This is a genomic window from Litoreibacter arenae DSM 19593, from assembly GCF_000442275.2.
Classification (GTDB): Bacteria; Pseudomonadota; Alphaproteobacteria; order Rhodobacterales; family Rhodobacteraceae; genus Litoreibacter; species Litoreibacter arenae.
Genome location: NZ_KE557306.1, coordinates 554,848 through 575,946 on the forward strand (window position 1 = coordinate 554,848; position 21,099 = coordinate 575,946).

Genomic DNA, 21,099 nt, shown 5'->3' on the forward strand with positions numbered 1-21,099 from the left:
GGCTCTGCTCCAAGTCTAAAAGCATTACTCCCAGCACCCCACCAGCACCGTCATATCGCTGCCCAGAACCGCCAGATCCTCGGGGTCGAGTTGGGTGGTGCTGTCGGAGGCTGCCGCGACCATGCCGTTTTCGCTCAGGAATGTCGCCAGTTCGCTGGATTTCAAAGCGAAGCGCACGGAGGCGGGCAGGGCCTTGCCGGTCACGTAATGGTCGACCAGCATGCCGGTGACCGCGCCGGTCATGTCCATGACAGGGCCGCCTACGTCGCCGAGCAGGGCTTCCAGATCGAGCCGCTTCAACTCCGCCTCGCCGCCAAGACCTTTCAGGTCTTCCAGCGTGCCATAGGTCATCGTCGGCGCGTCCAGCGCGCCCTCGTAGGAATAACCTGCGACGGCAACCGGCGCACGCAAACGGCCGATGGTTGTGGCAAGCCGCGCGTAGTTGATCGGGACGAGGCTGGTCGTCGGTTCCAGCAGGGCCAGTCCGTTGCCCGTGGCCGTCACATTGGCCTCATAGGTTCCGTCCAGCGTGATGCGCCCGCAGGCCGCCACGGCTTGCGCGGTGGTCAGCACATGGCCGCGCCCGTCGACATAGAAGCCGGACCGCGACAGCTTGGGCTGGCGCACGTCCAGACCAGACAGCAGGTCGATGCTTTGCGCCGAAGCATCTGACAGGTCGGGGGACAGGGCACCTTCGGTCACGACCAAGCTGTCCTGCATGATCTCGATCACCCGGGCCATGTCTGTGGCCTTGGCAGGGGGGTAGACTAGCGTAAACCCCTTGACATACCCGCCCTCGGCGCGGGCGTAGGAGTACGAATGGATTTCGTCGTTCTGCCCCGTCAGCGTGAAGGAATTGCGGTTTCTGGACCGCTCGCCCTCCACCGGCACGATCTCCAGCGTCTGCATGATCTCGTAGAGACCGTAGAGCGTGTCGTTATCGCCCGCCTGCGAGATGAGCAGCACCTGCACGCCGGAGCCGTCTTTCTCGGCATATTGCACGAAGGGGTATTCGTATTTGTCGAACTCCACGAGGCCGATGGGCATGGTGATTTCCAGCCCGGCTTTCGACTCCTTGACCTGACCCAACCCCAGAGCGGCCAGCGCGCCGGTGTAATTGTCCATCAGCACCTTGCGCTGCCTGGTGGTCAGGATACCGGTGACGTCATAGCCGTTCCTGCTTTGCCACTCGCCCATGGAATTGCGGGTGCCGCGCCCAAAAGAGCCGTCGATGGCCGCGTTGTAGTGGCCGAACCATTGCAGGGCGACCTGAAGCTCTTTCTTCTGGTCGCGGCTAAGCAGGGCCTCATTGGCGCGGGCCTCGCGCGGGGTTTCGTCCAACTCGACGGGCGCAGGCAAGGCTTGCGGCGCGACGGCTTCGGGCGCAGGGGGCTGCGTGACGCTGCCGCCGATGGGCCAGAATTGCTGTGTGTAGGGTCCGTTGTCGGACACGTAGCTGTCACGCGGGATGATGCCCGCCCCACGCAACTGGCGCAGCTTGGCTTCGGCCTCGGTCTCGCTGTAGGGGCCAAGGGCCAGCGCATACCAGCCGGACCGCAGGCGGAAGCCGTTTACGTCCTTCAACTCGGCCCCGTAGGCGCGGGCGCGTTCCTGCGCGGTGCGCAAATCGGGCAGGGCCTCGACCTGAACCCACGACTGGGAGAACGCGGGAAACGCCACGCTGGATGCGGTCAATAACAAAGCTGCAAATACACTGCGCGACATACTCAAATCCCCATTCATAAATCAGGCGATCTGCGAGCCGCCCCGAATCTGTTGGCGCAAGTTATCACTTGGGGCGGCAGGTGCATCTGAAAAGGACGTGAGCGGTTAAGGGCTCTGTTGATTGACCCCCCCACACGGGTTGCCTATTGAGAGGCCAAATGAACTTCAGGGCGAGCATCATGGCCGAAAAGCTGCAAAAACCGCGCTCCTTTCAGGAGATCATCATGCGTCTGCAAAGCTATTGGGCAGCGCAGGGCTGCGCGGTGTTGCAGCCCTATGACATGGAAGTGGGGGCAGGGACGTTCCACCCTGCGACAACGCTGCGCGCACTGGGCTCCACGCCGTGGTCGGCTGCCTATGTGCAACCGTCCCGCCGCCCCACCGACGGGCGCTATGGCGACAGCCCGAACCGGTGGCAGCATTACTACCAGTATCAGGTGATCATCAAACCTTCGCCGCCCGATTTGCAGGCGCTCTACCTCGGCTCTCTAGAGGCCATCGGCATCGACATGAAGATGCACGACATCCGCTTCGTCGAAGATGACTGGGAAAGCCCGACGCTGGGCGCATGGGGGCTGGGCTGGGAGGTCTGGTGCGACGGCATGGAAGTGTCGCAGTTCACCTATTTCCAGCAGGTGGGCGGCCACGACTGCAAGCCGGTGTCAGGCGAGCTGACCTACGGGTTGGAGCGCCTCGCCATGTATGTGCTGGGCTTCGACGACGGCAACGAGATGCCGTTCAACGACCCCGACGCACCGATCCCGCTGACCTATGGCGACGTGTTCCGCGAGGCGGAGGCGCAATACGCCCGCTGGAACTTCGACGTGGCCGACACCGACACGCTGCTGCAACACTTCAAGGACGCGGAGGCCGAATGCGCCCGCATCCTCGCGCAGCCCGCGGAAGACCCCAAAACCGGCCGTCGCATCGTCATGGCGCAGCCTGCCTATGATCAGGCCATCAAGGCGTCGCACCTGTTCAACCTGCTGGACGCGCGGGGCGTGATCTCGGTCACCGAGCGTCAGGCCTATATCGGGCGGGTGCGCACGTTGGCGGTCGCCTGTGCGGATGCCTTCGTGCAGACGAAAGCGGGCGGCTACACGCCGGAAAACGCGGCATGAATGGCAAGTATATCGGGATCGGGCTGATGGTCATCGCATTGATTGCGGGCGCAAGCCTCTACTACCTGCAAGTCTACCATTTCTACGAGCCGGTAGAGGCTCCGGACGCGGTGCAACTGGTCTCCGTCGCTACCGGCGAGCCGGAGGAGATCATCGCCGACGACATTACCGCGATCGACGCCACCTCGTCGCCCATCCGCTACCGCGCGTGTTTCACCACGCCCATGTCCCATTCCATGCTGACGGAAACCTACCAACTGGCAGACGGGGCGATCCCCCTCACTGCGCCGGACTGGTTCGACTGCTTCGACGCCACGGAGATTGGCGCGGCGCTGGAAGACGGCACCGCGCTGGCCTTCTTGGGCCGCGAAAACATCGAATACGGGGTGGACCGCATCGTGGTCATCTTCGAGGACGGGCGCGGCTATGTGTGGCAGCAGCTCAATGATTGCGGGCAAAAGGCCTATGACGGCACCGCCGTCGGCCCCGAATGCCCGGCACGACCGACAGAAAGCAACTGATATGCCTGATCTTCTGATCGAACTCTTCTCCGAGGAAATTCCTGCGCGGATGCAGGGCAAGGCCGCGGCTGATCTGAAAAAGCTGGTCACCGATGGCTTGGTCGAAGCGGGGCTGACCTATGCCTCCGCCGGTGCGTTCTCGACGCCGCGCCGCTTGGCGCTGTCGGTGGAGGGGCTGCTGGCCGCATCGCCCGCCGTGAAGGAAGAACGCAAAGGCCCGAAAGTAGGCGCGCCGGAGCAGGCTTTGGCGGGCTTCCTGCGCTCGACCGGATTGACGCAAGACCAGCTGGAGGCCCGCGACGACAAGAAAGGTCAGGTCTGGTTCGCCGTGATCGACAAGCCGGGCCGTCCGGCGGCGGAGATCGTGGCGGATGTGCTGGAGCAGACCGTGCGCACCTTCCCTTGGCCGAAGTCGATGCGATGGGGTGACGGTACTTTGCGGTGGGTGCGTCCGTTGCATTCGATCCTGTGCATCCTGTCCGATGAGGCAGGGGCAGAGGTGGTCCCGCTGGACATTGACGGCATCAAGGCTGGCGACACCACGCACGGCCACCGCTTCATGGCGACGGACGCCTTTTCCGTAACGTCTTTCGATGATTACGCGGCGAAGTTGAAGCGTGCCAAGGTGGTTCTGGATGCTTCCGAGCGGGCCGATCACATCTGGGCAGAGGCCACCAATCAGGCGTTCGCGCAGGGTATGGAAGTGGTCGAGGATCGCGGGCTTCTGACCGAGGTCGCAGGGCTGGTCGAATGGCCTGTGGTGCTGCTGGGCAAGATCGAGGAGCAATTCTTGGACCTGCCGCCGGAGGTGCTGAAAACCTCGATGAAAGAGCACCAGAAGTTCTTTTCGGTCAAGAACCCCAAGACGGGCCGGATCGAGCAATATGTGACCGTCGCCAATATCGAGACCGCCGATCAGGGCGCGACCATTCTGGCGGGCAACGGGCGGGTGCTGTCGGCACGTCTGGCCGACGCGAAGTTCTTCTGGGAGAACGATTTGCGTATTGCCAAAGCGGGGATGCAGCCGTGGATTGATGCGCTTTCGAGTGTGACGTTCCACAACAAGCTGGGGTCGCAGAAAGAACGTATCGACCGCATCGCCGCTCTGGCGCGTGAGATTGCCCCTGCGGTCGGGGCTGATCCCGATCTGGCAGAGCAGGCGGCGCGGGTGGCCAAGGCCGATCTGTCGTCTGAAATGGTTTATGAATTCCCTGAACTTCAAGGGCTTATGGGGCGTTACTACAGTGACGCCGCAGGTTTGCCACCCGAAGTGGGCGCGGCCTGTGAGGAGCACTACTCGCCGCTGGGGCCGTCGGATGACGTGCCGACTGCACCTGTATCTGTGGCGGTCGCTTTGGCCGACAAGATCGACCTGCTGACGGGGTTCTGGGCGATTGACGAGAAGCCAACAGGCTCGAAAGACCCGTTTGCGCTGCGGAGGGCGGCGTTGGGTGTTATTCGGTTGGTCACTGAAAACCAGACGAAGCTTGAATTGCTAAAGTTACTTTCATTTGCAAATGGCGTAATTAGCACAGCAATTAGACGGTTTGAGGATTCAAAGTTAGAAGATTACTTGAAACAGGCTAGTCAAGATTTGGACATTCCTGTTGAAGATTTGCGTGCGGCTCATTCAAAAGCAAAAGAGGATGCCAAGCAGTTCGACGATAGTATCGGAAGTATGTTTCGGTACTTCAGAATGGGAGCAGGCGCACGGGCTTTGCTTGGGATGAATTTAGACGAAATGCCATTCGTAAAATCAATCAGGCGCGGGCCGGACCTCCTCTCCTTCTTCCACGACCGCCTCAAAGTCTTCCTCAAAGACAAGGGCATCCGCCACGACATCATCGACGCCTGTATCGCCATGCCAAACAATGACGACCTGACCCTGTTGGTGAAGCGGGCAGAGGCGCTCTCGGAAACGCTCAAAACCGACGACGGCGAAAACCTGATCCAGGGGTTCAAGCGGGCGAACAACATCCTCTCGGCGGAGGAGGAGAAAGACGGCGTGTCCTACGAGTTGGACCCAGACCCGAAATTCGCCGAAAACGACGAGGAAAAGGCGCTGTTTGCTGCTCTCGACCAAGCCGAGGCCACAATCAAGCCCGCGATGGAGCAGGAAGACTTCACCACCGCCATGGCCGCCATGGCCAAGCTGCGCGGCCCGATTGATGCGTTTTTCGAGGCCACACAGGTGAACTCGGACAACCAGATCGTGCGCCGCAACCGGTTGTGCCTGCTGCACCGCATCCGCACCATTTGCGGCGGAGTGGCCGATCTGACCAAGATCGAAGGGTAACACCCGCCAAAATTCTGCGCCCCGCCACTGCGTCACGCTTGCGCGGTGGCGCGACTGCCCTATGCTGCGCCGCAGTATGCTAGACCGTCTGAACTTCGAGCTGATAACGCCCACCGCCGCGATCCAGCGCAAGCTGCATGGTGCGCGGGCGAAATGCCTGCAACGGCTGATCCGGCTGGACATGCCGGTGCCAGACACGGTCGCCCTGTCGATCCCGCTGGTGCGGGCGATTGCGGGCGGGCAACAGCCCGACATGACGACGCTTCTGGGGCATTTCGGCAGTTGGCCGGTGCTGTCCGTGCGCTCCTCTCCGGTGATGCCGGATTGGGGTGGGCCGGGGACGATCCTCAACATCGGCATGAATCGCACGAACGAGGCGTTCTTTGCGTCGAAGCTGGGCTCCAGAGCCGCTGCGGCGCTGCACCTGACGTTCATTCGCTCCTACGCGGTCGACGTGGCGCGGCTGGATGACGAGATGTTCGACATTCCTGATTTGACCGTCGACAAGGCCCTGAGCGCCTATGAGGACGAAACCGACGAGGCATTCCCGCAAGACATCGAAACGCAGCTTGCCAACGTGCTGAAGTCCATGGCCCGCGCGTGGGAAGGCACCTCGGCCCGGCTGTTGCGCATGTCCAAGGGCGCGCCGGAAGAGGCGGGGCTGGGGCTGGTCGTGCAGCGCATGGCGTTCGGCATGGGCAAGGGCGAAAGCGGCTCCGGCGTGATCCAGTTCATCAATTCCGACAGCGGTGAGGCGCAGGAGGTTGGCCGCTACAAGCGCCAGAGCCAGGGCCGCGATGCGCTGAGCGGGCCGCATGACGACACGATGTATCTGACCCGCGACGAACGCGGCCCCTCGCTGGAGGAGTCGCAGCCGGATGTCTACGCGGAGCTGTGCCGTCTGGGCGATATCGGCCGCACCGGCCTGCGCGAAGAGATGCAGATCGAATTCACCGTGGAGGGCGGCAAACTGTTCATCCTCGACGCGATCAACACCCCCCGCTCGGCCCGTGCGGAAGTGGCGGTGGCGACCAAGCTGGCCAATGACGAAATCATCTCGCGCGAGGATGCCGTGCTGCGGATCGAGCCGCGCGCGTTGTCCGAGTTGCTGCACCAACAGGTTGCGCCTAAAGCGAAACGCGACGTGTTCGCCCGTGGCATCGCCGCCAGCCCCGGCGCTGCGACCGGCAAGCTGGTCTTCGACAGCTTCGCCGCCCAGACCGCCGCCGCGCAGGGCGAGGCGTGTATTCTGGTGCGTCGGGAGACCAGCCCCGAGGACGTGCGCGGCATGCACGCGGCCAAAGGCATCCTGACCGAACGGGGCGGGGCCAACGGCCACGCCGCCGTGATTGCGCGCGGGCTGGGCCTGCCTTGCGTCGCCGGTGCCACCGGGATCGACGTGAACACCAAGGCCCGCACCGTCACCGGCGCGGATGGCCGCGTGTTCGGCGAGGGCGACGTGGTGACGCTGGACGGCACCAAGGGGCAGGTGCTGGTGGGGGCCATGCCAATGATCGGTGCCGCGATTGACGGCGCGTTCCGCGAGTTGCTGAGCTGGGCCGACGAGATGCGCGACATCGGTGTCCGGGCCAATGCCGACACGCCGGAGGACGCCGAACTTGCCAGCCTGTTCAACGCCGAAGGCATCGGGCTGTGCCGGACGGAGCATATGTTTTTCGACGAGGACCGCCTGACCGTCCTGCGCGAGGCGATCTTTGCCGAAGAGGCCGAGGACCGCGCGGCGGCCCTGTCGCGGCTCTTGCCGATGCAACGCGCGGACTTCGCCGAGATGTTCCGCATCATGGCACCGCGCCCCGTCTGCTTGCGCCTTTTCGACCCGCCCTTGCACGAATTCCTGCCATCCACCCGTGCGGGCATCGTGGAGTTGGCCGACGCGCTGGACATGAGTGCGCGGGAGGTGCAGGCCCGTGTGGATGATCTGTCCGAGGTCAACCCGATGCTGGGCATGCGCGGTGTGCGGCTGGGGATCACCGTGCCGGAGATCTACGAGATGCAGGCCCGCGCGATCTTCGAGGCCGCGATAGAGGCCTCAGCCGAGGGGGCCGCGATGGTACCCGAGATCATGATCCCGCTGGTCTCGGCCAAGCGCGAGGTCGAGATCGTCAAATCGCGCATCGACGCCGTCGCGGCGGATGTGATGAGCGAGACCGGCAAGAAGCTGGAATACCGCCTAGGTGTGATGGTGGAGACCCCCCGCGCCGCATTACGGGCAGGGGATATCGCCACCCATGCCAGCTTCCTCAGCTTCGGCACGAACGACATGACCCAGATGACATACGGGTTGTCGCGCGACGACGCCGGGCGGTTCATGTCGGACTACGTCAAGCAAGGCGTGTTCGCGGAAGACCCGTTTCTGGCGCTTGATCAGGACGGTGTGGGGGAGCTTTTGGCGCTGGCCTCCGAACGGGGGCGGCATGTGCGCTCCAAGCTGACCCTGTCGGTCTGCGGGGAGCATGGCGGCGATCCCGAAAGCATCGCGTTTTGCCGCTCTTTGGGGATGGACTACGTGTCCTGTTCGCCGTATCGCGTGCCCGTCGCGCGGCTTGCAGCAGCGCAGCTGGCGATTCGCAAACCGTTGGATGACGGCGGCGATTACGAATTTCCCGAGGATGACGGATTTGTCCCGTTGTAGGGACACGACACTACATCTTGAGCAGTTTCGGCGGATTTAAGTCGAATTGACGCGGTTTGGGCCCTCTGGGTGGCATTTGCAAAGCTCTGCCATTAAGTGACGCGGCTGACGGCCATCTGGGGGCTGTTGTAGCGGGGTCTGGCCCCAAGGCAGAGAGTAATGTGTATTTATCGTACAGCTCTAAGGGCTGTCGGCGCGCTTTGCGTCGCGATGTCCGTCAATTCCGCAGTGGCGGATGGCGTGGCGTCCACTTCGTCGGGGACATCCCTCGCATTCAATTCGGCACTGCTTCAGGCAGAGCGTATGAACCGGGAAGGCCTGGCCTCCCTCCAGCCGGAACGGCTGATCAAGATTTCCACCCCTGTCGGCCGCAAGGGCGTCGGCGCGGGCAAACTCATCACCGACGCGGCCACATTGCGGGCGTTGCCTGCGGCAACCGGTGGTCAGCAATGGCGCTGCCTTGCCGAGGCGCTGTATTTCGAAGCGCGCGGCGAGACAGTCAAGGGCCAGATCGCCGTGGCCGAAGTGATCCTGAACCGCGTGTCCTCTTCGCGCTTTCCTGACACCGTCTGCGGCGTCATCAAGCAAGGCACGGGGCGCAAATACGCCTGCCAGTTCACCTATACCTGCGACGGCCATCCGGAGCGGATTTCCGAGCCTGCCGCGTTCGACCGCGTGGGCAAAATCGCCCGCATGATGCTGAACGGCGCACCGCGCAATCTGTCCGGTGGGGCAACGTTCTACCACACCACCGCCGTCAATCCGCGTTGGGCGCGCAAGTTCCGCCGCACCGCGCGTCATGGCGTGCATCTGTTCTACGCGCGGTCGTAGCACCCCGTAGACGGCGCTAAATTGGTCGCAAATGGGCTGTTGCGTGTGCGGGCTTGCCTGCTAGACACCGCGCAACCCCGATTGCGACCGGAAGGCCCGCGCCCATGAGTTCCGATATCCGACTGGCCTTTGCGCACCCGTCCGAGCGGGCCGCTGCCACATCCGGCACCGAGTTGCGCGACCGCATTTCCCTGCGGGACCACATCCGCGAAGTCGAGATCGGCGCGTTCCAGCAGGAACGCGGCAGTCTGCAACGCATCTGCTTCAACGTGGTGGTCGAGGTGAAACTGCCGGAGTTGACCGGTGCGGGCGGCGTGGATGACGATGTCGACAAGATCCTGTCCTATGACACCATCACCGAGGCCATCGACCGTGAATTGCAGGCGGAGCGGCTGAACCTGCTTGAAACGCTGGCCGCCAAGGTGGCCGAGGATATACTGGCCGACCCCCGCGCCGCGCGGGTGTTCGTGCGCATTGAAAAGCTGGACCGCGGACCGGGCGCGCTTGGCGTCGAGATCGTTCGCGACCGCGACATGATCGCCCGCGCGACCGAAACAGGCACGGACGTCGCGCCGCTGGTGGCCTATCTGGGCAATGATGTGATCGGCTCCGACAGGCTGCCAAAGGTGCTCGACGCGCTTCAGGGTCAGGGCGTGCCCGTTATCCTGTGTGTGCCGATGGGGCAGGTTGCCGCCCCGCGTGCCGACCACCCCGCCGCGCAACGGCGCATCGACCTGCTGGCGCTGGAACAGAACGCCTGGGTGCTGGCCGCCCGCGACCGCCGCTGCGTCGTGGTCTCCAGCCGGACAGAGCTGGACTGGGCGATCAAGCATGACCAGATGAGCGTCTGGGCGCCCTCCAAGCTGGTGCTTGATGCGACGGACGGGCCGGACGCGGACACGAGCGACGCGGTGGTGCTGGCGCAATGGCTGGGGCGCGAGTTCGACGCGCTGCGCGTGGTGTCGGTCGGGGATATGGTCCACGGCGCGGGCGACATCGTGGCGGTGGACGAGTTGTTGGCCAACGGGTTGAAGCTGCGTTAGACACCGGCCCATGTCAGTATATTTTCGCCCGATCATCCAATCCGACCTGAAAATTCCCGCCGGTGCGGTGCCGCTTCTCGGCGGCCCCTTGTGGTTCGACCATGTCGAGCCGCTTGAGCGCGGTGCAAGTCACGCGCTGATGCCGGTGCGCGACCTGCCGCCAGCGCTATTGGACAGCCTGACCCATCCACGCGTATTGCCGAACCTGCCCAAAGACCGATGCGCCCTCATGGGCGTGCTGAACGTCACGCCGGATAGCTTCTCGGACGGTGGCAAGTTCCACGACGCGGACGCCGCGGTGGCCCATGCCAAGGCGATGGTGGAGGCAGGGGCGGACATTCTCGACATCGGCGGCGAAAGCACGCGGCCCGGTGCGGCGCTGGTATCAGAGGTAGAGGAGGTCGCTCGCACGGCCCCCGTCATCACCGCGATCAGGGCTGCAGGCATCGAGGTGCCGATCTCCATCGACACGCGCAAGGCGGTGGTGGCAGAGGCGGCGCTGTCGGCGGGCGCGACTATGCTCAACGATGTGTCCGCCATGACCTTCGACGAGGCGATGGCGGGGGTGGCGGAACGCTCCGGCGCGCCGATTTGCCTGATGCACGCGCAGGGCGATCCGGCGACCATGCAGCAGGACCCGCACTACGACGATGTGCTGCTCGACGTCTACGAGCATCTGGCCGAACGGATCGCGGCGGCGGAAGCGGCGGGCATCAACAAGACACACGTCATCGTCGACCCCGGCATCGGCTTCGGCAAGACGCAGGCGCACAACCTGGCGCTGATCCGGGGCTTGAGCCTGTTTCACATGCTTGGCTGCCCGATCCTGCTCGGGGTCTCACGAAAACGTTTCATCGGTAACATTTGCGGGGTGGAGCGGGCGGAAGACCGCGCATTGGGCTCGGTCGCGGCCGCAATTGAAGGGGTCAGGCAGGGTGTTCAGATCATCCGTGCCCATGATATAGAGGCGCACCGGCAAGCCTTTACCCTGTGGCGGGCCATTAAGACCTAACAACCATATCCGCGCAGCACTCGCGGTCAGCAAGACAGGAACGCCGCATATGGCACGGAAATTCTTCGGCACCGACGGAGTGCGCGGCCGCGCGAACACCTATCCCATGACCGCCGAGATGGCGTTGAAACTGGGGGCCGCTGCCGGTCGTTATTTTCGCAAGGATCAGGCGCGCCACCGCGTCGTGATCGGCAAGGACACCCGCCTGTCGGGCTATATGTTCGAGAACGCGCTGACGGCGGGATTTACCTCCACCGGTATGGACGTGCTGCTGCTGTCGCCGGTGCCCACGCCTGCTGTGGGGATGCTGACGACGTCGATGCGGGCCGATGTGGGCGTGATGATCTCCGCCTCGCACAACCCGCATTACGACAACGGCATCAAGTTCTTCGGCCCCGACGGATACAAGCTATCGGACGAGGACGAAGCGGCGATCGAGGCCTTGTTGGAGGAAGAGATTCAGCCGGCCCAAGCGCAAAATATCGGCCGCGCCAAGCACATCTATGACGGAAAGTTCCGCTATAACGAGCGGGTCAAATCGACGCTGCCCAACGGCATGACGCTACAGGGCCTGAAAGTCGTGATCGACTGCGCCAATGGCGCCGCCTATGCCACAGCGCCGGAAGTTCTGTGGGAGCTTGGGGCGGAGGTGATCCCCGTGGGCGTCTCCCCCAACGGGTTCAATATCAACGAAGGCTGCGGCTCCACCGATGTGCGCACCGCAGCCGAGGCGGTCGTGGCGCATGGGGCTGATGTGGGGATCTGTCTGGACGGCGACGCCGACCGCGTGATGGTGCTGGACGAAACCGGCGCTGTGGCTGACGGTGACCAGTTGATGGCGCTACTGGCGACCCGATGGGCCGAGGAAGGCCGCCTGAAAGGCGGTGCGCTGGTCGCCACCGTTATGAGCAATCTGGGGCTGGAGCGGCATCTGGACAGCCACGGCATCCGCTTGGAGCGCACCAATGTCGGCGACCGCTACGTGGTCGAGCGTATGCGCGAAGGGGGCTACAATCTGGGCGGCGAGCAGTCGGGCCATATCGTGATGACCGACTACGCCACCACCGGCGACGGGCTGGTCGCAGGGCTGCAATTCCTCGCCGCGATGAAGCAGTTGGACAAGCCCGCCAGCGCCTTGGTCGAGCAATTCGAGCGCTGTCCGCAGCTGCTTGAAAACGTGCGCTTTGAGGCGGGGCAGAGCCCGCTGGACGATGCCGCCGTGAAGGCCGCCATTGCAGACGCGGAGGCCGCGCTGCAAGGCAGCGGGCGGTTGCTGATCCGCAAATCCGGTACCGAGCCGCTGATCCGCGTCATGGCCGAATGCGAGGACGAGGCGAAGCTGGCGCAAGTGGTCGGCAGCGTCGTATCCGCAGTGCAGACGGCGACCGCCTGAGCAGCGCCAACGCGAAAAACAGTTGTGACGGAAGGGTTTCCGCCATGAACTTCACCCCCATGCGACGCCCAAACCGGCGATGAAAAGCCAGTTTAAAAGACCGGGATTTTCGGGGACGGGTGCTCATGGCCCCAGCGGTAAATGAAAAAGGCGTCCCTTGCGAGACGCCTTCGTCATTTGCAGTCCATAGTTCGGCCTTCACCGAACTATGCGGCGCTTAGTTCTTTGCTTTGTCGACCATTTTGCCTGCGGAGATCCACGGCATCATGCCGCGCAGCTTCTCGCCGGTCTCTTCGATCTGGTGCTCGTCATTGATGCGACGGGTGCCCTTGAAGAACGGTTGGCCAACCTGATTTTCCGCCATGAAGTCGCGCACGAACTTGCCGGTTTGAATGTCGGTCAGCACGGCTTTCATGCGGGCCTTGGTCTCGTCGTAAGGCAGGATGCGCGGGCCGGAGACGTATTCGCCGTATTCCGCCGTGTTGGAGATCGAGTAGTTCATGTTGGCGATGCCGCCTTCGTAGATCAGGTCCACGATCAGCTTCACTTCGTGCAGGCACTCGAAATAGGCCATCTCGGGCGCGTAGCCGGCTTCTACCAGCGTCTCGAAGCCCATGCGGATCAGCTCGACCAAGCCGCCACACAGAACTGCTTGCTCGCCGAACAGGTCGGTTTCGCATTCTTCGCGGAAGTTGGTCTCGATGATGCCGGAGCGGCCGCCGCCAATGGCGGAGCAATAGGACAGGCCGATTTCCAGCGCCTTGCCGGAGGCGTCGTTGTGCACCGCCACAAGGCAAGGCACGCCGCCGCCTTTGGTAAATTCGCCGCGCACGGTGTGGCCGGGGCCTTTGGGGGCCATCATGATGACGTCGACGCCTTCTTTCGGCTCGATCAGGCCGAAATGCACGTTCAACCCGTGGGCGAATGCGATAGCCGCACCTTCACGGATATTGTCATGGACGTATTTCTTGTAGGTCTCGGCCTGCAATTCGTCGGGCATGGTGAACATGATCACGTCGGCCCAAGCAGCGGCTTCGGCGATGCCCATGACTTTCAGGCCTTCGCCTTCGGCTTTGGCCTTGGAGGCGGAGCCGTCGCGCAGCGCCACCACAAGGTTCTTCGCACCGCTATCGCGCAGGTTCAGCGCGTGGGCGTGGCCTTGGGAGCCATAGCCGAGGATGGCGACTTTTTTGTCTTTGATCAGGTTCACATCGCAATCGCGATCGTAGTAAACGCGCATATCGGGCGTCCTTATGTTTTGGTTTCGATTGCCGCCAACATACCGGTCTGGCGGGCAGGAGCCAGAGTTGAAGTGACGGTATTTTGCGGGAATATGTTGGCTGGTATTCGTCAAGATATTGATTTAGTAAAAATTCATGCTTGATGACGCTGACCGCCGCCTGTTGCGCTATTTGCAATCCGATCCGACCGCCCCCGTGTCGGAACTGGCGGAGCGCTGCGCGATGCAACCCGCCACCGCCGCGCGGCGGTTGGAAAAGCTCAGCGCCAAGGGGATACTCAAGGGGCAACATGCGGTGATCGACTGGACGAAGCTGGGCTTCGCGGTGGAAGTCTCGTTGCGCTTCACCTTGGACAAGACCGCCCCGCGGGCGTTTGACGAGTTCCAGGACGCTGCGCGGAAAATTCCCGAAGTGATCGCCATCCAGACCTTTCTGGGCCGCGTCGACCTGCGCCTGTCGGTGATCGCCCGCGATATGACGCATTACCAAAGCCTCTACCGCAACCAGATCCTGACCCTGCCGCATATCGCGGAACTGGAGCCCTTGATGCATGTGGCCACCATCAAAACCACCGAGACCTTGCCGATATGAGCTGGGATGCGACGGATTTTGCGATCCTGCGGGCGCTTGGGGCGGATGCCACGCTCAGCGCGGGGGCGTTGGGGCGCGATCTGGGCCTCAGCCAGCCCGCCACATGGCGACGCATCAAGCGGTTGCAGGATGAAGGCGTGCTGGCAGGCCGCCGCGTCGATCTGGATGCGGAGGCCTTGGGGTTCGGGGTCACGGTCTTCCTCGGCGTGAAGCTCGCCACCAAGGGGCGCGTCAGTCTGGAAGATTTCGAGCGGGCGGTGACGGCGATCCCCGAGGTGCAAACCGTGCAGCATGTGCTGGGTCTCTACGACTACCGCCTGCGCGTCGTCGCCCGCGACCTGTCCGACTTCGAGCGCGTGTTGCGCCGCCGCATTATGACCTTGCCGGGGGTCGGGGATGTGGAGGCCAATGTGCTGCTGAGCGAGGAACGGTTGGCGGGGCCGTTGTGAACTTGAAACGATCTACGTTCATCATTAGCGTTACGAAAGTACTAGAAAGAGAATTGCGGTGGAGTCTGATGTGGCAGAACTTCTTTTTGAGATTTGGGAGTGCAAGGAAGAAGGCTCTTTTGAATGTAGTATGATTAGTGAACAAGCTGACCGTTTACGAAAAAACACAAATCCCAATTCTGTACTTCTCTCAACCTTTTCCGCGAGTTCATATTTGGAATCAGGTCAGAAAAACTATGATTTTCACGAATATGGGGACTACGATCTAGGCCCTGTTCCTAACCAGTTTTACTCGGAGGAGGAAGCGCTAGAGCAGCAAGAGTATCTCAAAGTTAGGGTTGATTGGAAATAGCAAGACGACTGCTGAGCGAGGAGCGGTTGGCGGGGCCGCTCTAAGGCGGCAAATCCTGTTCGAGGATTTGTGTGCAGACTTTCGATGAAAGTCTGGCCGGCGCGGTTTTCGGCTCCGGCGGGCGAGTAAGACCAGTCGTCGCATCTGAAAAATAGCCCGTGCATCCCCCTGCAATCCCCCCTAATTTCCTTCTGAAACTCAGGAGGTTTACCCATGTCCGCATTGCTCGAAAACGTCGATCCCGAAGGTCTGCGCGAATTCTCGGTGGTGTTCACCGACCGCTCGCTCAACTCCATGTCCGAGAACTTCCAGAAGGTGATGACCGATATCTCGGAGATGCTGAAAGACGTCTACAACGCCCATAGCGTGGCTCTTGTCCCCGGTGGCGGCACCTACGGGATGGAGGCCGTGGCCCGCCAGTTTGCCCGCGACCAGCGCGCGTTGGTGGTCCGCAACGGCTGGTTCTCCTACCGCTGGAGCCAGATCATGGAAGCGGGCGGCCTGCCGTCCGAGGCGACCGTGATGAAGGCCCGCCAGACCGGCAACGACACCCGAGCACCATTCGCGCCGTGCCCGATTGATGAAGTGGTGGCGCGCATCCTTGAGGAAAAACCTGCCGTGGTGTTTGCGCCGCATGTGGAAACCTCCGCTGGGGTGATCCTGCCCGATGACTACATCAAGGCTATGGCCGACGCCGCCCATGAGGTCGGCGCGTTGATGGTGCTGGACTGCATCGCGTCGGGCTGCGTTTGGGTGGATATGAAGGCCACCGGCGTGGACGTGCTGATCTCCGCCCCGCAGAAGGGCTGGTCGTCAACGCCTTGCGCCGGGATCGTGTGCATGTCGGAGCGGGCGCGCGAGAAGATCGACGAGACCACGTCGGACAGCTTCTCCATCGACCTGAAAAAGTGGCTGACGATCATGGAAACCTATGAGGGCGGCGGCCACGCCTACCATGCAACCATGCCCACTGACGGGTTGCGGGCGTTCCGCGACACCATGCTGGAGACCCGCGACTACGGCTTTGAGGAGCTGCGCGAGGCGCAGTGGAAGCTGGGCAACGGCGTGCGTGATATGCTGAAGGCCAAGGGCATCACTTCGGTTGCCGCTGACGGTTTTGGCGCGCCGGGGGTTGTGGTCAGCTACACGGACGATCCCGATATCCAGAACGGCTCCAAGTTTCTGGCGATTGGCGTGCAAATTGCCGCCGGTGTGCCTTTGCAATGTGACGAGCCGGACGACTTCCGCACCTTCCGCATCGGGCTGTTCGGTCTCGACAAACTCTATGACGTCGATGGCACGCTGAAAGCGTTGCAGGAGATCATGGACACGGTGCTTTAACGCGAGCCAAGCCCGAGTTTCATAAGCGATTTGCGTATCGGGGCGGCGTCATGGATCGCCCCGATGCCCGCAGAGCGCAGATCCCTGATCCACGTCGCCCGCGACATGGAGGTGCGGTTCAGCAGGTCGATCCCCGCCACCCGCGCCTTCACCGCCAACCGCCGTTTGCGGTCATAGGCGTCGAGCATATCCTTGCTGCCAAGCGGGTGCAGGCGGGCAAGGTCCAGCAGCTCGCTGAGGTCGGTCAGCGACATGTTCAGACCCTGCGCCCCGATGGGCGGGGCGACATGGGCGGCCTCCGCGATCAGGGCCACGCGCTCCGCGCTGAAACGGTCGGCAAGCTGGCTGATGATCGGCCAGATGGTGCGTTGTGACGCCAGTTTGAGCGGGCCGAACAGGTGGCAGGACCGCTCCGACATCTCCTGGTTGAACGCGTCCTCGGGCAGGTCGTGGAGGCGCACGGCCTCGGGGCCTTTTTCCATCCACACCACCGCAGAGCTTGGCTTGCCGTCGTAGTCGGGAAGCGGCACCAGTGTAAACGGGCCGCCGGTCCGGTGGATTTCGGTCGAGACATGGTCGTGCGGGATCGGGTGCGTCACGGCGAACGCCAGTGCCTTCTGCCCGTAGCGCGTTGTTTTTACGCCAATTCCCATGGAGTCGCGGATCAGCGAGTTGCGCCCGTCCGCAGCGATCACCAGTTGCGCCTCGCGCGTGGTCCCGTCGCTGAGCCAGAGTTTGGCAGAGGCGGAGCGGGTGAAGATTTTGGTACAGGCGGTGCCGGGCAGGAACTCCACATTCGACAATTCCGCCAGCCGCGCGACAAGCTCGCGCCGGATCAGCCAGTTGGGCAGGTTCCACCCGAAGGGCAGGTCCGAGATGTCGGAGGCGTTGAAGTCCCGCGTCGCCCGAACCTCGCCGGAGGTCCCACCGGCATCGACGATGCGCATGGTCTCCAGCCCCATCGCGTGGGAGCTGAGTTTGTGCCAGACCCCCGCCATTTCCAGAACTGCAATGGCGGGTTGCAGGAACGCGGTGGAGCGCAGGTCGGCGCCGTCCACATCGCGCTCGGTAATGGGCGGGGCGGGGTCAACGCAAGTGACGCTGAAACCCTGACTGCCAAACAGGCAGGCAGCGGTCAGGCCGGCGACGCCGCCGCCGGAGATGAAAATATCGGTGCTCATGAGGTTCAATCTAGGCCGCGTCCACCCGCCCGCCAAGGCTAAGGCGCAAGCTGGGTCAGAAAGCCGCGCAGGTCGTCGGTGTGATGGTGGATGTGGTCATGCTCGGACGGGTCGGGGGCCACATGGACCGTGCGCATCCCCATCGCGTGGGGGATGGCAAGGTTGCGCGGATCGTCCTCGAACATCGCCGCTTCGCGCGGCTCCAGCCCGTCGGCGGTAAAGACCTGCTCGAACGCGGCGCGGTCGGGTTTGGGGTGGAAGCCCGCGTGCTCCACACCGTATATCGCATCAAATATGCCCGACAAGCCTCTGGCTTGTATGACATTTTCCGCATAAGGGGCGGTGCCGTTGGTGTAGATGATCTTGCGGCCCGGCAGCGCGGTGATCGCGGTGCGCAGGTCCGGGTCAGGTGACAGCACGGTGAAGTCTATGTCGTGCACGTCGATCAGATACCCCTCGGGAGCGACATTGTGCAGGCGCATCAGCCCTGCCAAGGTCGTCCCGTGTTCGCGCCAGTATTTGGCGCGCAGGCGGTTGGCCTCGTCGCGGTCGACGCCCAGCTCTTTCATCACCCAGTCGATCATGCGGCGCTCGATCTGGTCGAAAAGCCGCATTTCAGGCGGGTAGAGCGTGTGGTCGAGGTCGAAGACCCATGTTTGGACATGTGTGAAATGTTGTTTTGCCATGTCGGAGAACCTAGCGCAGATGCGGGTTTGCGCAACCTTGAAAGGTTGCGCCATGGCAGGGGGGCGGCTAGCTTGCCGCAACGAGTTTGAAAGTGGTGAACGATGTCGATTGAAATGCCAGCCGCCAACGATGCTTACGGGCTGATCCTGCATGCGATTGACACAGGCGTCTACAAGCCCGGCAGCCGTCTGGTGGAAAGCGAGCTGGCGGACCGGTTCGGCGTGTCGCGCACGCCCATCCGCGAGGCATTGCAGCGGCTGGAGACGCAGTCGATGCTGACCCGTGACGGGCGGTCGCTGATCGTGGCGTCGCTGGATCACAACCAGATGGCGGAGCTTTATATCGTGCGCACCGCGCTGGAGGGTCTGGCGGCGGAGCTGGCGGCGCAGCACGCGGCGGTCGAGGAGATCAAGGTGCTCTATGCCATGGTCGAGGAGGACCACGCCTTTCTGTCGGACCCGTCAAAGCTGTCGCAAGCCAACCGGCGGTTTCACCGGCAAATCCATCTGGCCTCGCACAACCAGTTTCTGGTGCAGCAGCTGGACCTCGTCTACCGCTCCATGGCTCTGCTGGCGACGACCTCGCTGGCGGCCGAGGGACGCGGCGAAGTGGCGTTGGCCGAGCATCTGGCCATCGTCAAAGCCATCGAGGCGCGCGACGGTGCAGCGGCGTCACAGGCGTTGCGGGACCATCTGTCCATCGCCTTCCAGACCCGCCTGCGCATCGACGCGGGCGCCATCCCCGCTGATTGAGCCATCCGCCGCTGCACCGCCGAACATGCCGTGTTCGGTCTTGTCCCAGTAAAACGGGTTGAACAGCAACTCCCCCAAGCCCTTATAGGCGGCAAGCGTGCCGAAGATGAAATAGGCGGGCAAGGTCAGTATCCATGCTGAATGCGGGCGCTTGTCCACTTTCGCCGCCGCGACGGCGAAAATCGCAAGCGTTATGATTTCGGCGGCCAGAAAGAACACCGTTGCAGATGCGACGATAGCAGGCGGCATGGGGTCAAACACGGGATTGGGCCAGTTGAACAGGAAGGTGAGCAGGCTCCACCACAGCACGGGGGCAAGGAAGAACGACATCAGGGTGCTGAGAAACAGGATCTGGAAGCCCGCGAATTTCCACGCGCCCAGCTCGCGCCACAAAAGCAGCGGGCGGCGCATGTGGACGCACCACGTCACGGCATAGCCTTTCAGCCAGCGGGAGCGTTGCTTGACCCATGGCCAGACATGGCTGTTGGCCTCTTCCTGCGTGACGGTCTCGATCATTTCACAGCGATACCCGCGCCGCGCGAGGCGCATGCCCAGATCGGCGTCCTCGGTCACGTTATGCGCATCCCATGCGCCGATTTTGACCAGTATGTCGCGGCGGAAAAACAGCGTGGTGCCGCCCAGCGGGATTGCGAGACCCAGCTTTTGCAGGCCGGGCAGCATGACGCGGAACCAGCCTGCGTATTCGAAGAAGAAGCAGCGCGACAGCCAGTTGGTCCTGGCGTTGTAGAAGCTCAGGATGCCCTGCACGCAGGCCAGATCGGCCCCGCCTTGCGCAAATGCCTTTGCCACGCTGTGCAACTGCCCCGGATCGGGCGCGTCTTCGGCGTCATAGACCCCGATGAGGGAGCCGGAGGTGAAGTCCAGCGCGTAGTTCAGCGCCCGCGGCTTGGTCTGCACCCCGCCTTCGGGCACACGCACGACACGCATCCAGCGGGGCAGTCCGCCTTTGGTCAGGGCCTTTTCAGTGACGCTGTCGCTGGCCTCGACGACCAGACAGATTTCCAGCAATTCGCGCGGATAGGACAGGCGCGCGAGGCGCTTGACCAAAGCCCCCGCGATATCTCGCTCGCGGAACAGGGGGACGAGGATCGAGATTTTCGGCAGGCGCAAGATGGGTTTGGGGCCCTCATCTGGCGGCTTCGGGGAGGTCTTGCGCAAAGCAATCACCGCGCAGGCGGCTTTGAGGGCAGTGTTGAGCGCCAGCGCCAGCGTCGCGGTGCCGAACACCGCCCAAAGCAGCCACAGTGGCGCATAGACAGCACCACCCACGGAGCCCACCACAAGCGCGGCCAGGATCAGCTGCATCGCGCGGGTCGACCAGTTGCGGCAGCTGTCTTCAGGCGCGGTGCGCTTTTCCGCCTGCGCGGCCAGGACATCATCATATTGGGCGTGAATCGCGTCCTGCACATCGCTGTGCGGGGCTAACACGAACAGCGCATCCGCCAAGGCGGGAGGCAGCTTCAGGCGGATGTTGGGGATACGTTCGGGATGTGCAGTGGCGATGACGACCCGCTCCCCCTGCATCCGCCACGGGATGAAGCCCAGTTTCAGACAGTCAGCAGGGGCGAGTTGGGAAAAGAGGCGCGGATCGGGCGGCGACGCGCCGAAATTCACCAGATAGGTGTCGTATTGCTTGGCGAGGCAGCGCAGCACGTCCTCCTCCGCGACGAAGCCCTGACAGACCAGAATTTCACCCAGCGGCACGTTCTGGCGCGCCTGAAGCGCTATTGCGACAAGAAGCTGGTCGGGGGTTAGCAGCCCTTGATCCACCAACTGCTCCCCCAACAGGCTGCGGTTGCTGACAGGTCTTGCGCGGTAGGATTCACCGGCCTGAGGATGCTCGCCCGAATCCGGCAGCAATTTCAAAGGCGCATTCATCTCTCGGTCTC

Annotated in this window: 18 protein-coding genes; 13 read left to right on the plus strand and 5 right to left on the minus strand. The window is 62.9% G+C overall.

The features are described from left to right. Window positions 1-24 precede the first annotated feature (24 nt). A complete protein-coding gene (locus THALAR_RS02880) occupies window positions 25-1,725 on the minus strand; it encodes a serine protease (RefSeq protein WP_021099976.1) in 1,701 nt (566 codons plus the stop codon). 158 nt (window positions 1,726-1,883) lie between these two features. Here THALAR_RS02880 and THALAR_RS02885 point away from each other — a divergent pair, with 158 nt between their 5' ends. The 8 genes from THALAR_RS02885 to glmM all read left to right on the plus strand — a co-directional run bounded on the left by THALAR_RS02885 (window position 1,884) and on the right by glmM (window position 12,595). Beyond that, window positions 1,884-2,846 (plus strand): glycine--tRNA ligase subunit alpha, encoded by a 963-nt coding sequence (locus THALAR_RS02885; protein ID WP_021099977.1) that lies wholly within the window; start codon window positions 1,884-1,886, stop codon window positions 2,844-2,846. Then, window positions 2,843-3,367: a DUF6446 family protein gene (locus tag THALAR_RS02890; protein ID WP_021099978.1), complete on the plus strand. Its 525-nt coding sequence runs from the start codon at window positions 2,843-2,845 to the stop codon at window positions 3,365-3,367. The genes THALAR_RS02885 and THALAR_RS02890 overlap by 4 nt, the downstream gene beginning before the upstream one ends. 1 nt (window position 3,368) lies before the next feature. Continuing rightward, window positions 3,369-5,663 carry a glycine--tRNA ligase subunit beta gene (glyS, locus tag THALAR_RS02895; protein ID WP_021099979.1) on the plus strand — a complete coding sequence of 765 codons (2,295 nt, stop codon included), beginning with the start codon at window positions 3,369-3,371 and terminating at the stop codon, window positions 5,661-5,663. A 76-nt stretch (window positions 5,664-5,739) separates the two neighbouring features. Further along, window positions 5,740-8,316, plus strand: coding sequence for a putative PEP-binding protein (locus THALAR_RS02900; RefSeq protein ID WP_051153641.1), 2,577 nt, complete (start codon window positions 5,740-5,742; stop codon window positions 8,314-8,316). Between the two features lie 159 nt (window positions 8,317-8,475). Then, window positions 8,476-9,147: a cell wall hydrolase gene (locus THALAR_RS02905; protein ID WP_040817094.1), complete on the plus strand. Its 672-nt coding sequence runs from the start codon at window positions 8,476-8,478 to the stop codon at window positions 9,145-9,147. Window positions 9,148-9,251: 104 nt separating this feature from the next. Beyond that, entirely contained in the window at window positions 9,252-10,190 is a 939-nt protein-coding gene (locus tag THALAR_RS02910; protein ID WP_021099982.1) for a dihydroneopterin aldolase, read from the plus strand. Window positions 10,191-10,200: 10 nt separating this feature from the next. After that, on the plus strand, window positions 10,201-11,202 hold the full coding sequence (gene folP / locus THALAR_RS02915; protein WP_021099983.1) for a dihydropteroate synthase: 1,002 nt from the start codon (window positions 10,201-10,203) through the stop codon (window positions 11,200-11,202). A 49-nt stretch (window positions 11,203-11,251) separates the two neighbouring features. Continuing rightward, entirely contained in the window at window positions 11,252-12,595 is a 1,344-nt protein-coding gene (gene glmM / locus THALAR_RS02920) for a phosphoglucosamine mutase (protein WP_021099984.1), read from the plus strand. Window positions 12,596-12,812: 217 nt separating this feature from the next. On the opposite strand, the gene ilvC is transcribed toward glmM, so the two are convergent. After that, window positions 12,813-13,835: a ketol-acid reductoisomerase gene (ilvC, locus tag THALAR_RS02925; protein WP_021099985.1), complete on the minus strand. Its 1,023-nt coding sequence runs from the start codon at window positions 13,833-13,835 to the stop codon at window positions 12,813-12,815. A gap of 136 nt (window positions 13,836-13,971) precedes the next feature. On the opposite strand from ilvC, the gene THALAR_RS02930 reads away from it, so the two are divergent. From THALAR_RS02930 to THALAR_RS02945, 4 genes are all read left to right on the plus strand, one after another. Further along, the gene (locus THALAR_RS02930) at window positions 13,972-14,427 is read left to right on the plus strand and encodes an Lrp/AsnC family transcriptional regulator (protein ID WP_021099987.1); all 456 of its coding nucleotides are present in this window, start codon (window positions 13,972-13,974) and stop codon (window positions 14,425-14,427) included. Continuing rightward, window positions 14,424-14,876: an Lrp/AsnC family transcriptional regulator gene (locus THALAR_RS02935; RefSeq protein WP_021099988.1), complete on the plus strand. Its 453-nt coding sequence runs from the start codon at window positions 14,424-14,426 to the stop codon at window positions 14,874-14,876. The genes THALAR_RS02930 and THALAR_RS02935 overlap by 4 nt, the downstream gene beginning before the upstream one ends. Window positions 14,877-14,946: 70 nt before the next feature. Continuing rightward, window positions 14,947-15,228 carry a hypothetical protein gene (locus THALAR_RS02940; RefSeq protein WP_154666736.1) on the plus strand — a complete coding sequence of 94 codons (282 nt, stop codon included), beginning with the start codon at window positions 14,947-14,949 and terminating at the stop codon, window positions 15,226-15,228. Between the two features lie 213 nt (window positions 15,229-15,441). Further along, the gene (locus THALAR_RS02945; RefSeq protein ID WP_021099989.1) at window positions 15,442-16,569 is read left to right on the plus strand and encodes an aminotransferase class V-fold PLP-dependent enzyme; all 1,128 of its coding nucleotides are present in this window, start codon (window positions 15,442-15,444) and stop codon (window positions 16,567-16,569) included. Here THALAR_RS02945 and THALAR_RS02950 read toward each other — a convergent pair. Further along, window positions 16,566-17,750: a UbiH/UbiF family hydroxylase gene (locus THALAR_RS02950; protein WP_040817100.1), complete on the minus strand. Its 1,185-nt coding sequence runs from the start codon at window positions 17,748-17,750 to the stop codon at window positions 16,566-16,568. The two genes, THALAR_RS02945 and THALAR_RS02950, sit on opposite strands and share 4 nt — an antisense overlap. A 38-nt stretch (window positions 17,751-17,788) precedes the next feature. Continuing rightward, the gene (locus THALAR_RS02955) at window positions 17,789-18,436 is read right to left on the minus strand and encodes a pyrimidine 5'-nucleotidase (protein ID WP_040817589.1); all 648 of its coding nucleotides are present in this window, start codon (window positions 18,434-18,436) and stop codon (window positions 17,789-17,791) included. A gap of 102 nt (window positions 18,437-18,538) precedes the next feature. Here THALAR_RS02955 and THALAR_RS02960 point away from each other — a divergent pair, with 102 nt between their 5' ends. Continuing rightward, window positions 18,539-19,189, plus strand: coding sequence for a GntR family transcriptional regulator (locus THALAR_RS02960; protein WP_040817102.1), 651 nt, complete (start codon window positions 18,539-18,541; stop codon window positions 19,187-19,189). Here the strand turns inward: THALAR_RS02960 and THALAR_RS02965 are convergent. Next, window positions 19,109-21,088, minus strand: coding sequence for a glycosyltransferase family 2 protein (locus THALAR_RS02965; protein WP_021099992.1), 1,980 nt, complete (start codon window positions 21,086-21,088; stop codon window positions 19,109-19,111). The genes THALAR_RS02960 and THALAR_RS02965 overlap by 81 nt on opposite strands. Window positions 21,089-21,099: the final 11 nt, after the last annotated feature.